The sequence below is a fragment of the Shewanella sp. SM69 genome (assembly GCF_025653985.1).
GTDB classification, from domain to species: Bacteria; Pseudomonadota; Gammaproteobacteria; order Enterobacterales; family Shewanellaceae; genus Shewanella; species Shewanella oncorhynchi.
This window is the reverse complement of record NZ_JAKKRV010000033.1, coordinates 1-15,088: the sequence shown is the minus strand read 5'-3', so window position 1 is coordinate 15,088 and position 15,088 is coordinate 1. Positions and strand designations below refer to the sequence as shown.

General features: G+C 44.4%; 8 protein-coding genes and 3 pseudogenes. 4 read left to right on the top strand and 7 right to left on the bottom strand.

Going from position 1 to position 15,088, the window contains the following annotated elements; genetic code table 11:
* Positions 1–1,637: 1,637 nt before the first annotated feature.
* The 5 genes and pseudogenes from L5M37_RS24125 to L5M37_RS23530 form a co-directional block, all read right to left on the bottom strand.
* Entirely contained in the window at positions 1,638–2,957 is a 1,320-nt protein-coding gene (locus tag L5M37_RS24125; RefSeq protein ID WP_262917206.1) for a methyl-accepting chemotaxis protein, read from the bottom strand.
* Between the two features lie 50 nt (positions 2,958–3,007).
* Positions 3,008–5,551 (bottom strand): EAL domain-containing protein, encoded by a 2,544-nt coding sequence (locus tag L5M37_RS23550; RefSeq protein WP_263201894.1) that lies wholly within the window; start codon positions 5,549–5,551, stop codon positions 3,008–3,010.
* Positions 5,552–5,685: 134 nt separating this feature from the next.
* Entirely contained in the window at positions 5,686–6,432 is a 747-nt protein-coding gene (gene istB, locus L5M37_RS23545) for an IS21-like element helper ATPase IstB (protein WP_106651310.1), read from the bottom strand.
* A 10-nt stretch (positions 6,433–6,442) separates the two neighbouring features.
* Positions 6,443–8,006: pseudogene (gene istA, locus L5M37_RS24200) on the bottom strand (IS21 family transposase).
* Between the two features lie 326 nt (positions 8,007–8,332).
* Positions 8,333–9,604 (bottom strand): annotated as a pseudogene (locus L5M37_RS23530) (IS4 family transposase).
* 102 nt (positions 9,605–9,706) lie between these two features.
* Here L5M37_RS23530 and L5M37_RS23525 point away from each other — a divergent pair.
* Positions 9,707–11,287, top strand: a complete 1,581-nt coding sequence (locus tag L5M37_RS23525; protein WP_263149244.1) for a methyl-accepting chemotaxis protein — start codon at positions 9,707–9,709, stop codon at positions 11,285–11,287.
* A 158-nt stretch (positions 11,288–11,445) separates the two neighbouring features.
* Here the strand turns inward: L5M37_RS23525 and L5M37_RS23520 are convergent, their stop codons facing one another.
* Complete coding sequence (locus tag L5M37_RS23520; RefSeq protein ID WP_181159814.1) at positions 11,446–11,655, bottom strand: antitoxin Xre/MbcA/ParS toxin-binding domain-containing protein; 210 nt, start codon at positions 11,653–11,655, stop codon at positions 11,446–11,448.
* 702 nt (positions 11,656–12,357) lie between these two features.
* Here L5M37_RS23520 and L5M37_RS23515 point away from each other — a divergent pair.
* Together L5M37_RS23515 and L5M37_RS23510 are read left to right on the top strand one after the other, a co-directional pair.
* A complete protein-coding gene (locus L5M37_RS23515; protein WP_411568950.1) occupies positions 12,358–12,951 on the top strand; it encodes a DUF998 domain-containing protein in 594 nt (197 codons plus the stop codon).
* Between the two features lie 118 nt (positions 12,952–13,069).
* Complete coding sequence (locus tag L5M37_RS23510; protein WP_041413298.1) at positions 13,070–13,774, top strand: hypothetical protein; 705 nt, start codon at positions 13,070–13,072, stop codon at positions 13,772–13,774.
* Positions 13,775–14,370: 596 nt separating this feature from the next.
* Here the strand turns inward: L5M37_RS23510 and L5M37_RS23505 are convergent.
* Positions 14,371–14,610: a helix-turn-helix domain-containing protein gene (locus tag L5M37_RS23505; RefSeq protein WP_014611597.1), complete on the bottom strand. Its 240-nt coding sequence runs from the start codon at positions 14,608–14,610 to the stop codon at positions 14,371–14,373.
* Between the two features lie 340 nt (positions 14,611–14,950).
* Between L5M37_RS23505 and L5M37_RS23500 the strand changes: the two are divergent.
* A pseudogene (locus L5M37_RS23500) lies at positions 14,951–15,088 on the top strand (IS4 family transposase); the annotation flags it as partial.

The window sequence follows — 15,088 nt, the reverse complement described above, 5'->3', positions numbered from 1 at the left end:
TGACCGGATCGTAAGCTCGAGCATGAAGGGCTCTGGCGTCCATATCATTGCTTAAACGCCAAAGGTAATCCCTCACTCGAAGTGCATTTTCACTGCCTAACGCATTCCAGCGGGGTAATTTTGAAAGTCCTGTAGCTGAATTATCGGTTTTACCAACAAGGGTGCAGGTCACGCAGCCAAACCGTGCCTTACCCCCACAACCACTGTTTTTCTGCCCCACAATGATGTCGCAAACCTCATTTGAGCCATCACATTATATTCACTAAACCTAAAACCACTTTCGTGAGTGAATGAGCTACGAGTGCCTTATATATGGGCTTTTCAAGCAATTCAGTCTCAATAATTCTTTACGAAAATTGCAAGATTTGTAAATGTAGAGCTTTTTCGTCTGAATATTTTCAAATTCAAGCCCGTTATTCTTTACAAAAATTGTATCAAATTGAACTGGTGAATAGCTACTAACTCACTCGACACTAAAGAAGTTTGGTCGATTCAAACCTTAATTTGGTGGAAATTAGTGGGCGTTCACACCCGTCAACACTGAACTCAACTGCCGGCAGTACTAGCTTGCCGACTATATCTTGTGAACGTTGTTTTAAAACAGCTGCGTTAATAGCGGGTTTGTGCCAGAAGCGGATATTCACTAAGCTTCGATTAAATCTGCGCTTTTCACTGAAAGCTGACATTCCTGACAAAAACTGAAACGGAGCTCTCGAAAATTTCGATACATTCACGAAATTCCAAATGGTTTATATGGGAAGTGCTATCCATGTCTATTTTGAACTACTAACCAGTTTGTATTTGTCAGTCAGTAGTATGCAATCTTGTCAAATGTTATATATGTATTTTCAAATTACTTGGTGTGTTTATTCACGCTTTGCTCGTCCCATAGCTAGGTACTCGCTACCAAAGGTTTGAGATTGATGAATTTTTACGTTAGCGTTGCAGTATTTTAAAAACTCAAAAGGGTTGTCCCTGCTTAAAAGCGTGGTTTTTCCTTTTGATGAAATTGTTAGCAGTAAAGAGGTTCTGATGGACTTAGCTAAGAAATTTTATTTTGCTTGGTGTGATAAAGTAAATGCACGTAAGAAAGAGCTTGAAAATACCTGGAGAAACTCTAAAGCCTATACAAAGACAATTATCCATTCAAACAGCTTTGTGCACCTTATCTGGAGCTAAATATTCTCCATAGATTTCATTCGAGCAAAAATCATGGGTTTTATTTAGGTAAACTGCCTCGCTGATAATGACTATCATGACAGTCAAAAACACACTTAATTTTAGTTCAGTTTTGTAAAGCATAAACTACCTATAAAGACTGGTACAGATAATGCTCTTATTTGGAATACTGTGGTGGCTAGTTAGGTAAATATGAATTCTGCTTTATGTTTAGTCAGGTTCTGATGTGCTTTGACATTTATTGAACCTATATCCGGCGCAGCTCGAAAGATTGGGTGGCCATCAGTGATCACTTTCTCCCTTCCTGCCAGAAGAAAAAGGCTAACACTGACGGCCTGAACGCATTCATTGAATTATAAACTAACGCTGTTTTATCTGTTACTTTTTCAAAGATTTTAAGGCTAAATGTTGTCCGTAATCCTACCTCCAAAGAAAGGATAGCACGAGGAATGGAGCGGTTATGGATCTAAGTGATTGGTAAATTGCCCTACAGCACTAACAACCTTCTTAGCCCCATCCTGGATCTCAACCATCACCGAACCCGATTGAGCGGAGAGTTCTAGCGCATGATGAGCCTGCACCTTTCCTTGTTCGATAATCTTTACCGCTTGTTCAGCTAGTTTTTGGTTTTGGAGTACGACATCAATAATCTCTACTGTCGCTTTAGTCGTGCGAGATGCCAGATGGCGCACTTCATCTGCCACCACCGCAAAACCGCGTCCCTGCTCACCCGCTCTTGCTGCTTCAATCGCTGCATTTAATGCCAGCAAATTGGTTTGGTCGGCAATACCACTGATACTTTTGATTATGGTACCTATAATTTGCGATTGTTTATCTAACGCGGCAATACCGGCGGACGCGTCTTCCATTTGCTCAGAAAGCTCCTGCATCACAGTAACCGTTTCCTTTAACACTTCGCTGCCACGAACTGATGCTGCATCGGTATGTTGCGAAATTTCATAAGCAACATCTGCCGCTTGTGCTACTGCTAACTCGCGATCAACTTGTTCGGTAATGACGGTCGCAAATTTCACAATCTTATAGAGCCTTCCATGTGAATCGGATATGGGATTGTAAGACGCTTCAAGCCATACGATATCACCACGGCTGTCCAGACGCTGAAAGCGCTCGGCGACAAATTCTCCTCGGTTTAATTTCGCCCAGAATGACCGATAACGATCAGAGTTATACTCCTGCTCTGTACAAAATAGACGGTGATGTTTACCCACGATCTGTGCCAGACCATAGCCCATAGCGTTGAGAAAACGATTATTGGCGGTAATAACATGACCGTTGAGGTCAAACTCAATCACGGCTGTAGAACGCTGTAATGCTTCAATAAGGTTCTCATGCTCCTTGGATGCTTCAATTGTCCTAGTCAGGTCACTGGCATAGATGGAGACATGCAGAACTTTACCTTTCGTATCTTGTACTGGTTGCAAAATCACTCTTAACCAGGCTTCTTCACCATTACCACGGTACACTTGAGCGGCACCAGCCCAATGCTTACCTTGTTGGAGCGCTTCTTTCATTCGCCGGAAATGATCAGTTTTTTGCGCATAAGGAGGTACAAGCTCAAGCCACGATCTACCCATCAACTGACTACCGCTGTATATCATTTCTTGTTCAAAGTTTGAGTTAACCGCTGTTATGCTTCCTTTTGGGTCCATAATTACGGACAACATTTCACTATCTAAGCTCCTTTGAACTTGCTGCAGAGAAGACAATTCTTCTTGTAGCTGCAGAACTTGTTCCTTTAACTTTTTATTTAAAAACATTTCGAACTCCCGTCGACACAATGCACTTCAATAGCAAATAGTATGAACATTTAGACTGTTTTTGCATTTTGGATCCATTGCTCCAAGTCAATGGAGCTTAGCGGTTTTGATAGTAAGTATCCTTGAGCAACATGGTAACCTTGCCCCTTCAAAATCTGATACTGACCTTCCTCTTCAACACCTTCTGCGACCACCTTTAATTGCAAACTTTCACCAATCCGCAAGACTGCATCGCTCAGAGCACGGCTGGTTGCATCATTTTCTAAATCCAGTACAAAACTTCGGTCTAACTTTAATTCATGGATTGGTAATCTGCGTAAGTAGCTTAAACTCGAATAACCGGTACCGAAATCATCCATTGCCAAGCGTATCCCTTGAGCGTGAACCTCATTGAGCACTTTCATTGTGCTGGGATTTGTGTCGAGTAAAACACTTTCTGTCAGCTCTAATGTTAAATCGCTCGCTTGCAGGTTATGTTGAGTTAGTGTTTGCGTTATCATTCCGCACAAGTCTAAGTTATGGAAATTACTAGGCGACAAATTCACGGAGATTGCAGGAATGTTGATCCCTTTTCTTCTCCAGATCGCCATTTGCTGACAGGCTTCTTTAATAGCCCAGTGGCCCAGAACTCCAATTAACCCGCATTCTTCTGCAAGTGGGATGAAGCGAGCTGGAGATACTGTTCCAAACTTAGGATGTTCCCAGCGAGCCAACGCTTCAACGCCATATAATCTACCTTCAGACATGCTTATTTGAGGTTGAAAGTGTAGTTTTAGTTCGTTATTTTCTATCGCTTCTCGCAAAGCATTTTCGAGCTCCTGGCGCTCTTGAGCCAACTGATTCAGTTCATGACTAAAAAAGCTAAATCGGCCTCGACCAGTGCTCTTCGCCTGATACATGGCCATATCTGCACGATGGATAAGTGAGCCTATGTCATGGCCATCTTGTGGGTATAAACTAATCCCTATGCTGGCAGAAGGTGACAAGGTAGAGCCTCCGATCTTGCAAGGCTGCGAAATATTGAGCTTTATTTCCTCAATAATTTCGGTGACATTACTCACTTCACATCCTGGTAAGACGACGACAAACTCATCACCGGACAAACGACCAACAATGTCGGTTTGTCTACGCTGAAAGCTCAAACGCTCTGCAAATTGTTGGAGTAATGCATCACCGGCGGGATGACCAAGTGAATCATTCACCTGCTTAAACCGATCAATATCTATAAAGAGAACAGCTAAAGTCGTCTTGCTTCGTTTGGCTTCAATAAGCGCATGCTCAGCCTTTGTGTGTAACAAGCTGCGATTTGGAAGCTCCGTTAAACTGTCATAGAACGCTAACTGACGTATATTCTGACGGCTTTCTTCTCGCTCCATCGCCAAAGTGCACAATGGAACGATGGCTTCAACTAATCGCTGATGAAATGCTGATGGTTGGCGCTTCTCTTTGTAATAAAATGCCAGGGTTCCAACACATAACCCTTTGCTGTTTTTAATGGGGGTAGCCCAGCAACTTTTGATGCCTAGAGGAAGAATGTCCGCTCGAAGGTCCATCCATAACGGATCGGTTTCAATATCACTTACTACAACCGTTTCTCCGCGAAACGCCGCCGTGCCGGAGGTTCCTACACACTCGCCTATTGGCATTCCTTCGAGCACGTTTTTATAAGCCTGTTCCAGGCTAGGTGCTGCTAGAGGGTGTAACTTATTTTCATCATCAACCTGAAGCACCGCTGCTATAATTTCAGGAGCTATACGCTCAATTTCTCGACACGCAATTTCCATCAAGTTCTCAAGAGGCTCTTCTCTGGCCATCGCATCGAGAATGCAATGTTGCATAACTTCATGCATTTTCGCGCCTGTGATATCAGAAAGAATACTCACCGTATACGTCAAGCTATTATGATCATCAAGAATGGGATTGACAGTGATGCTGCTCCAGATCCGCTCGCCACTCTTTACATGTGTCAACTCTTCCGACTTAACGGGCAGCCCATTAAGCAATTTTTCATGCACTTTGGCTATTGAGGTCTGAGATAAATTCGGAGTAAGTAAAGCCGTAGGATGAAGTCCTTCAACCTCTTTTGCCGTGTAGCCGAACACTTTTTCAAATCCAGCGTTTACATAAATAATCTTCCATTGTCCGTCAGTGATAATAATTGCACTGTCCGTTTGGTCTGTCACCAGAGATAAAAGCCGTAACTTTTCTTTTTCGTAATACTGCTGAGTTACTTCTTTAATAAAGGCTGTATAGAGAATTTGCCCCTCGCTCTCTACCTTCGAGATAGACATTGCACCCCAGCGACAACCGCCATCTTTACGGTGAATTGGTACATCTCGACTAGTCCCTACAATTTTGTTAATTCCGGTTGTTCTATTTGCATTGATGTAACTGTCATGTTCTGGTCGGATATGCAGAGGTACCAAAATTTTTACGTTTTCCCCAATCACTTCATCCCTGGAATACCCCCACAACTTTTCAGCAGCTGCGTTGAACAGGACTATACAGTTTTGAGAGTCAATGACGACGACACTGTCTATAGCCTGCTCAAGAGTTTGAATAAATATGTCTGACAGATTACGTGCAATTGGCATTTTATTTCCTTACAAAGCTATCAGTTAAAAACTTTATTTTGCAAAAAGACCATCATGTGCGTATTTCGGTTTGTCCGGCCAGCTGTTTCGGTATCGTCCGGCCATCTGATCTTTTCTTCGTAACCCCTCACTTTTTAACTTACTTCCGCTGGTTCAGCCAGACTTTTTTTCCGTTGCGATTCTCCTGTTAATTCCAGTCGATGGGCGTTGTGGATCAATCGGTCTAACAGCGCATCTGCTACCGTCGGATTTTCCATGAGTCCATACCATTCACTGACCGGTAATTGGCTAACGATCACTGTGCTGCGTTGCTCGTATCTGTCTTCAATCACATCCAGCAGATCGCTGATTTGTTTACCCTTAAATCCTTCTAACCCCCAGTCGTCCAGGATCAATAGGTCCAGCTTTTGCAACTGGCTTAATTGCTTTAAATAACTGCCATCGGCATGCCCCAGTTTCAACGCTTCCATCAGGCGACCCAGTCGGTAGTACCTCACCTTTTTATTCTGTCTGCACGCTTGTTCTCCCAACGCACAGGCCAAATAGGTTTTGCCGCAGCCTGTTGCTCCCGTGATGAGTACGTTTTGGCCGTAGTTCAGGTGATGCCCTTGCAGCAGGGGGGTCAGTTGCTCTGGTCGTATGCCGCGTCGTGCCGGGTATTTCAGCTCCTCCGGACTGGCCCGAAGTCGCAGCCCAGCATCTTTGCGCAGCCTCATCAGGCGGGTGTTGTCGCGTGAGAACTGCTCTTGCTCCACCAATAAGCCCAATCGTTCTTCGAAGCTCAAGCCGTTGTAGTTATGCGGATTTTGCCGTTGCAGCTCCAGAGCTTTGGCCATCGCCGCCATTTTCAGCTGGCGTAATTGTGTCATGATCAGATCCATTATTCTGTCCTTATTGGTAGTGGTGAGGACCACGTAAGTTGGTGTGTATAAGTGCTGGGGCGCTACTTTCGGTGTCAGGTTGAGTTTGATCGAAGCCGTTTTTCAGCAAGTTTTTAATAAAGCCGGTGAACGTCGCCTGTTGTTGCAGTGCCATGCCGCAGGCGCGTTCCAGCCGTTTGCTGCCATAACTTTTTTGCAGGCCAAGCAGTGCCAGACAGGTGCGCTGTGCCAAGACCGGATGAGCTTTACGCTTCTCTATCGCCAGCACCACGCCTAGCGTATCCGGCCCTATTTTCTCTGCCCATTGCCTTAATCGCTCTGGCCCCCATTCCTGATGCGCGGCGTGGGCTGGTGGCAAGTGTGATAACTCCGAGGTTTGACCGAAGGCTTTGCTACTTCGCACATGCTGCGCCACACACTGGCCTTTGTGATGCACCCAGATCATGGTGGCAGTGGCCTGTATTTCCAGCCGCTCACCGCACAAGGCATGCGGTACCGAGTAGTAATGTTTATCGAACTGCAGGTGGTAATCCGGTCCCACTTTGGCCACTTTGTATTCGGTGTATTCATACGGGAATGCAGGCAGCGCTTTGAGCGCAGGCTGGTCAATTTGTTGGAACAAGTCTTTACGGCTTAATCCGTTATAAGCTTTCATTGGCCGCTCGTTTAGCTGGTGATTCAGCAATCGGATCGCCTGATTCAGTGCCTCCAGCGAGTAAAAGATCTGGTGGCGAAGCCGCGCTAATACCCAGCGCTCAACAATCAGCACAGCACCTTCTACTTTGCTTTTATCCTTTGGTTTTATCCTTTGGTTTATAAGGACGCGCAGGCATGACGGTGCATCGGTAATGTCGCGCCAGTGCCTGGTAATCACTGTTGATGGACGGCTCAAACTTGTCAGCTTTGGCCACAGCAGCCTTGAGATTATCCGGCACCAATAAGGTCGGCACACCGCCTAAAAAGCTCAGGCAACGGCTGTTGGCCATCAGCCAGGACTGCTGATCCTGCCCGGCACAGGCTTCGATATAGGTGTAATTGGATGCACCTAAGGTGGCCACGAAGATGGCGGCTTTGCGGATTTCGCCAGTGCGCGGGTCGACAATGGGCACCGTGGGGCCACAGAAATCGATAAAGAGTTTCTCGCCTGCATAATGCTGTTGGCGCATCGAACGGCGCTGCGAGCCTTTCCAGCGGCGATAATGTTCGCAGAATTGGGTATATCCCAGCGCTGCGCGGCCATGTTCAGCTTGGTACTCCTGCCACAATAACTGCTTGGTTAGCTTCGGATCTTTTAACTCCAAATCGATACGTAACCAGTCGGGCAAGACCCGTTTGGTCTGGTAATCACGTCCTGGCAACAGAGCCTGATCAAGGGTATTTAAGGACACCTCTGGGGCGAGAGGCCATGCAAGGTTGAGGTTATTAAAGCGGGCAATTAAATCAGTCACAGTCGAGCGGCCAATGCCCAGGGCAAGGGCAATTTGGCGGTGGGACAGCTGATCGTCAAAACACAGCCGGAACACTTCCAGATAAGTTCTCATATCGGTTCTCATCAATTTCTTTTTGCGTGTCATACAAGCTCCGGCTGACAGGGAAACCCCAGTTATGCCGCAGCACCTGAAACGAAGAAAGAAAAAGATGGCCGGATGATACCGAAACGACTGACCGGATCACACCGAAAGAGGTGGCCGGACGATACCGAAACTACTGGCCGGTTCACACCGAAACAGGTGGCCGGACGATACCGAAATGACTGGCCGGTTCACACCGAAATGAGTGGCCGGACGACCCCGAAATTCGCAATTTGGTTCCTGAGTATCCAGAGGCTTACTACTTAACGGATCTTCGTATCGCGTTTGAGCATGAAAATGATTTTGCTCATACGTATGTCCTTAAGAGCTTAAGCTGCTGATATATTTAGATTAGTTAGCATTTTAAACACCCCGTTTTTTTGATCCCTCTTCAAATTCTGACGCTGGCAACGTTGTGCTAAAAATGCCAATGCTTCATTTATGGCCGTCACTAAATCTGCGCCATGGCTTCTGGCAATATCTAAACAAAAGGGTAAACCACCAGATATGGGCTGATTTTGCACCGGTAAACAGTGAAATCACCCGGTTATACTTTTGTTGTGCCGCGTTGATAAGCCACCGTTTTAAGGTTGCCACAAGCAAGCTTCCCCAGATCAGCGTTTCGACTATTGTTGGATGATATGTGTCGAATTTATTCAAATTATTCATCGACTTCCATTCTTTGAATAGCAGTTCAATCTGCCAGCGGACACGGTAGAGGTCGCCGACAACTTCTGCGGGAAACGGTTGCCGATCAAGGTTGGTGCACACCAAAACATGTCTTTTTTTGTGATCTAATGCGGCAAATGCCACACAACGATAAATTGGACCATCCGGCCAATGCACGTCTAAATCCAACGCACCTGTACCGGGTAATTCTTTTAGCCATGATTTCAGCGGTTTTGCCTGCTGGCTTTTGTTGCAACCGGCCATTGGATTCACGCTGTTGCTCATGCGGATGATGAAAAAAGCGCTGGCGTCTTGCAATTCCTGGACATAAGCCTTTGAAAAATAACCCGCATCTGCCATAAATAAGCAACCAGCTAAGGATGAGGCTGATGGCAAATACTCCCGCTCTGGCGCAATATCTTCGGTCAGGCTTACGCGCTGTGGTTGTCCTTTGAACACATCATAGGTGACATGCAACTCAACCGCAGCAGGGTTGTGTACGTTAAAACGGCCTGGAAAATAGTGCATTAAGTCGCCATGCACCGCGAAACTGGTGCCATCTTGCAAAATAATACGTTCAAAAACGTCTTTATACTTCTCTCGCAGAGTAAGCATATCTGGAAGATGCACAGCCAGTGCTTTTTCAAACACTTCACGCATAAACTCAGGCGCAGCCATTTTAACCAACTGTTTATGAAAAGGTTTTAGCTGTATGTTGGTGAAGTGCATATGATTAAATTGACGGTGGATATCGGTAATAGAATTCGTAGTCCCAGAGCCAAGGGCGCTGACCAACGCCATGCAGAACTTATGCGGCGTGACCTGGCGACGACGTTTCATAAATCCGGTTTTTGCCCAAGCGTATCAAGCTCATCTGGAGAAAAAAGTCGTTCAAAAGCGTTTAAGAATGGGCTATCTTGTTCGTGCTTCATTCGTTTTGCCTGCAAAGGTGATCTTTTTTATTCGCAAAATCAATTAGATCACGAATGAAGCACCTTTTCAAATCCTAAAGATCATACGTAGGTGGACCCAATATGAAACAGAATTTACCGGTCACCGGCGTGGAGCAGCGTTTTTCTGCCCAAGCCAATATTCTATCGACCACTAATCTTGATGGCAAAATCACTTATATTAACAAAGACTTTATTGATATCAGCGGCTTCAGCAAAGAAGAGCTAAAAGGTCAGAACCACCACATTGTCCGCCACCCTGATATGCCACCCGCCGTATTTAAAATGTTTTGGGCTGATTTACGCGCCGAAAAATCCTGGATGGGTATTGTCAAAAATCGCTGTAAAAACGGTGACCATTACTGGGTTGATGCTTATGCAACGCCGATTAAAAAGAATGGCAGAACCGAGGAATATCAATCGGTAAGGCGTAAAGCAAAGCCTGAATTTATTACTCGGGCAGAAGAAGTTTACGCCGCCATCCAGGCTGGAAAATCTTTACGCAAGCTGGGCGATTCACTATCGCTGCCCGCCAAAATATTGATTACACTCTTTGCCGGCTTACTATTGCCGGTACTGGTTTATCTCTTAAACTACTCCGCCTTACTCGTACTATTAGCCACAATTTTTAGTACCTTTGTTGTCAGCGCCGCAGTCTTCGTCTTTAGCCAACCTTTACTGCTCGCATTAACGAAACTCAAAACCATTTCTGAAGATAAGGTCGCGCGCTACGTCTACACCGGTCGAAATGATGAAGCCGGGACTTTGTTACTGGCGGTTAAAAAACTTGAGTCTGAGAACGCGGCATTAATTGGCCGCATCAATGATATGTCGTCAACCTTAAGTGAAAATGCCCAAAGTTTAAGTGCTGCCGTAACACAATCTGAAAATGGCACCTTACGTCAGTTTGAACAAACAGAGCAGGTTGCAACGGCAATGGAACAGATGGCCGTGAGTATCCAAAGCGTATCCATCAACGCAGCCGAAACTTCTACCGCCTCTGCTGACGGACTGGCAATTGCCAACTCCGGCAAACAGGTTGTTGATGAAAATGCCAGCACCATTAATGAATTGAAACGTCTCATTCACTCGGCGTCGCAGGTCATCAATAACGTTGCCATAAGCAGCAATGAAATTGAAAAAATCCTCGACGTTATTCTCGCCATTGCCGACCAGACTAATTTGTTGGCGTTAAACGCAGCCATTGAAGCTGCACGAGCAGGTGAGCTTGGCCGGGGCTTCGCGGTTGTTGCCGATGAAGTGCGCTCTTTGGCCAATCGCACCCAAGAATCCACTAAAGAGATCCGCGGCGTCATTGAGCAATTACAAAGTGGTGTCCGACAAGCCGTCAGTGCCATGCGATCCGGTGAAGCGGCAGCGGAACAGAGTGTGGCAAAAAGCCATGCCACGGCGCAGGCTCTGGAAAATATCCTGAATGCGATTAGCACGATTTCCCGCATGAGCGAGCAAATTGCGCGGGCAGTAAATGAACAAACGTCGGTGGTAAACTCGGTCAGTGAAAGCGTGCTTATTATAAAAAGTAATGCGCAGGAAAACCTCGATGCCGTTAAATTAAGCGGAAAGGTTGCCGAAAAGACGGTCAATATCACCAGAAGATTGGATCAGCTAACCAATCAGTTCTGGGCGATACAGCAAGGGATCTAGCCATGCGCACCCTAAACCTGATTTATCGCTCGGAACAGGAGCTGCAGGCATACTTATCCGAGCACAGGCTGACTGAATGTCAGGTTTCAAGACAAAGCCGAGATTCGTTTTTTCGTGAGCGCATGTTGTGAGCGTCCGCAACTCGCTCTTAGCTGACTTTAAGCCATATCCCCAAACTTCATTTCTTGCAGCACCTGAAAAAGCTCGGCACGTTTATCGTCTGTTGCAAGCATACTACGAGGATACTGTCCGCCTAGCCTAGGAATAGGCGTATCAAGCCACTCATTTATCTTGGCGGTGTCATTGTCAAAGAAGGCATTTAGCTCCTGCTCGAGCTGTGCTTTTGAACAAGCTTGATTATGCTGCATTTGCATACCTTTTCCACGTTTGGCAGATGGGTTGTTTTAAAGCATAAATCCGGGTGGCCTTTTTATCCCGCTCACAGGTGTGCGTTTATATAATAGTTTGATAATTCTTAATAATGTTTGATCATTTATATAATAGTTTGATATTTTTTGGCTCTTTTGGTGAATGTGCGGATTAAGAGTTAGCACATTTTTGCCCCAAAGTGAGTTTCGCAGTTCAAAAGCTAAATTGGGCTAGTAAAACTTTGGCTATAGAAAAGCTAATGTGATGTGGTTACTTTCAACCTAGAAGTTTTGCTCGTCCGATCTCTCAAAGCCAGTACGTCTGTCAGGATAACGACTCCTTCGAGACGTAGCGTAATGACCGATAGCGAAAGCAGCCAGCCTTATGGGGTTAAGCCGATGAGGGGATAGGGTGTGAGTGTCAGCCTGAATCTGGGGCCAAAATGCTGTCAACCAAGGTCAAAAATCAGTCAAAAGTGAGCGTAAAAGAATGAGAAAGCAAAAACGATATCAAGTGATTACCCTCCAAACTGTATAAAAAACCGCTACCGCAAAAAAGCAAATTCCTATAGCATCATTTATACCAATTGACATGGATGTGGCAGCGGCCAAGTCCAACAAGTGATTTATGCCCTGCAAACAGCGCAGCGCATAAATACTAAGACGTTAGTTTACAAAGGGAGCTTGGTTTTGTTTGATGGTATGTTTGTCTACTCAGGATTAATTTCCACAATTTGGATCATCGTCGGGATTTATGTGGCCAGTCGATTCTACGATGGCTATGACCACTCTAAACAATTTTGCAGTGAGCTGGGTGCTACAGGAAGCCCAACCGAGAAATTGTCACCTTTGATCAATAATTATCCATTAGGTTTTCTGTTTTGTTTTTTCGGTTGGTATGTAGCGCAACTTTCGAACGTGTCAGTTTTGGTTAACATTGCAGGCTGGCTAGTCATAGTGCATGGTATCGGTACATGGGTGGCTGGTTATTTTCCCATGGATGCGGATCCATTTACAAAAAATCCAACATTCAACTGTAAAGTGCATTCTTGGGCGGGTTTTATAATGCTGCTTTCATTACTTGTAGCACCAATATTAATCGCAATCAGCCCAACGACAACAGTAATACCCGCATATTTTCGCGTGTTTTCCATTATTACTGTTATTGCGAGCGTTTATTATTTATTTGCTATGACTAGAGCATTTAAACAACAGAGTAATCCAGGCGCTCATCAACGCATATCATATGGCTGTCAATTGGCCTGGTTGAGTGTCTTTTCAATTGTTTTGTCTTAATTGTAAACTAACAAAACAAGGCAGCGGGACAATAAAAAGCAGGCTCTCGTCGCTTCGCTCCAATTATTGCCAGCTTTTTATTGCCCCTGCTTGGGGTGTTAGCTTTCATGGAGGATCTGTGCACAAATTTGGCATCGTAGTATTTATGATTGCTGCAACGGTGGTGCTTATCGGGGGTATATTTCAAAGACATGCAATTGCCTGCGATATACTGCCGCTAATGAATTACCAGCGGCTCAATAGTGAGGTATTTCTTGCGGGTGACTTTGCTGAACAGCAAGCCCAAATCATAAGCGAACTTATTGATTCGGCGTCAGAACGAATTAGTCATGTTTATGGTAAACCGATATCTAAACCGAGATTTGTCATTGCTGCTGACATTCAAGGTGCTGCAAATTGGGGGGCAAATGAGACGGCCTCGATGCATCGAATGCCTTGGCGAGCTTGTATAATAATTGGTCCTAAAGGACAAAACGTTGATGTGATCGCCCATGAGTGGCTCCATGCTGAAATCCAGCATCGAGTTGGCTTCTTTCGTTTCCTAAAGGAAATTCCTGTTTGGTTTGATGAAGGTGCCGCACTTACACTTGATTACAGAAAACCGTTTTTACCTGAAAATATTAACCTGTTTGCTGAAGATGTTACTTCGGTAAAAAACCTGAAAAGCGGCAAAAGTTTTTTTTCGAATAACATAAGACAAAACTATCAGGCATCACGAATTGCCGTAGAACCTTTGATACGCCCAAAACAGTTTTTCAATGACCTTGAGAAGATTGCTTCTGGTGAGTCATTTGAAAATGTATTTTTAAAAGCTAACAAATAAGGATAGGCTGCGCGTAGCCGCGACCTTATCCGAAGTGTTGAACAAGCCCGATGCTGGTTGTTGACACTTTATTATGCAAATAGCGGATTGAGAATTTGTGCTGGCGAAGGTCTTATTTTGAAAGAGACTTTTATGCAGGCATGGCCCGCCCTTAGCGAACGAGCTAATATTTTTATCACTTGTTCATCAAGCCGTTGTCGAGTCCTCATTTTGTTTGGTTAACCCGTTATCCTTATACTTCTCAAATTTTCCGCTGCGCTCCAAATTCGCCGCAGAGCGTGGCGTTAAACCCATAGAAATTTTTATCCGAAACTGACGAGTTAGAGCAAAGGGTCTATCACGCTTTTGTCCAAAAGCGAGTTACTTACTCTTTAGCCATACTATTGCGTTTTCTTTGCTGATTAAGAGTGAAACATTAAAGACTGATAGATATGTGACTATTTATGCATATTGTGCTGCATAAACTTAGTTTTGCATGAATCTGTTACGATCATGCACAAAACACGTTGATTAAGCGCTAAAACACGCGAAAAATGCACTTTAACAGTTATTAACATGCAAAATTTTCTGCGTTATGTTACTAGAAAATGTAATCATTAAAGAAAATCAGCATCTCGAATACAGTTCCCCAAGGCATCATCGCAAGTGATATCTAATTCTTTAAAAATGACATGAAGTACTTGTACATCCAAGTTTTCAACACTTCTATTTTCAATTTCCCAAAGTAAAACCTTACTTAAACCTATTTTCTCCGCGACGTTATCCAATGATAACCCTTTATTTACCCTAGCAATTCTCAGTTTATTACCAATATCAAAATTAGTATTGATTTTCATTGTTACAAGATACTCTTAAGTAAGGCGTTACATTTAAAAAATTTTGTATATTATTTCTTGCACCCAGAATTTAACCGTAAAACTAGATAAAAATGATTGCTCAAATGCCATAAAACTCTCTATTACTAACCAATGAATATTACTATTCTAATAATTTCAAAAACTCTGTGGTCAATAGCCTTGTTGGTGCAGTAAGAAATCGATTTAACTGAAACGATATCAATATACATAGCCCTGAAGAATCCCCTGATGATTTACAAATAAATCATCAAATTAGGGTGGAAGCGCATCTTGTTGCATGATCAAATGGTTTCGCTAAAAACTACACTTGGACAACAAGATGCGCGAAGCCAATATCCTACAACATTCTTTACACCAATACTGCCCAGAACTTCACCTAAAACGATTAAACAGCTTGATGCTGGCCTCTAAGGCACTGATTGAATGTAAGACACTGACCTTGACTGAGTTAGGTCGA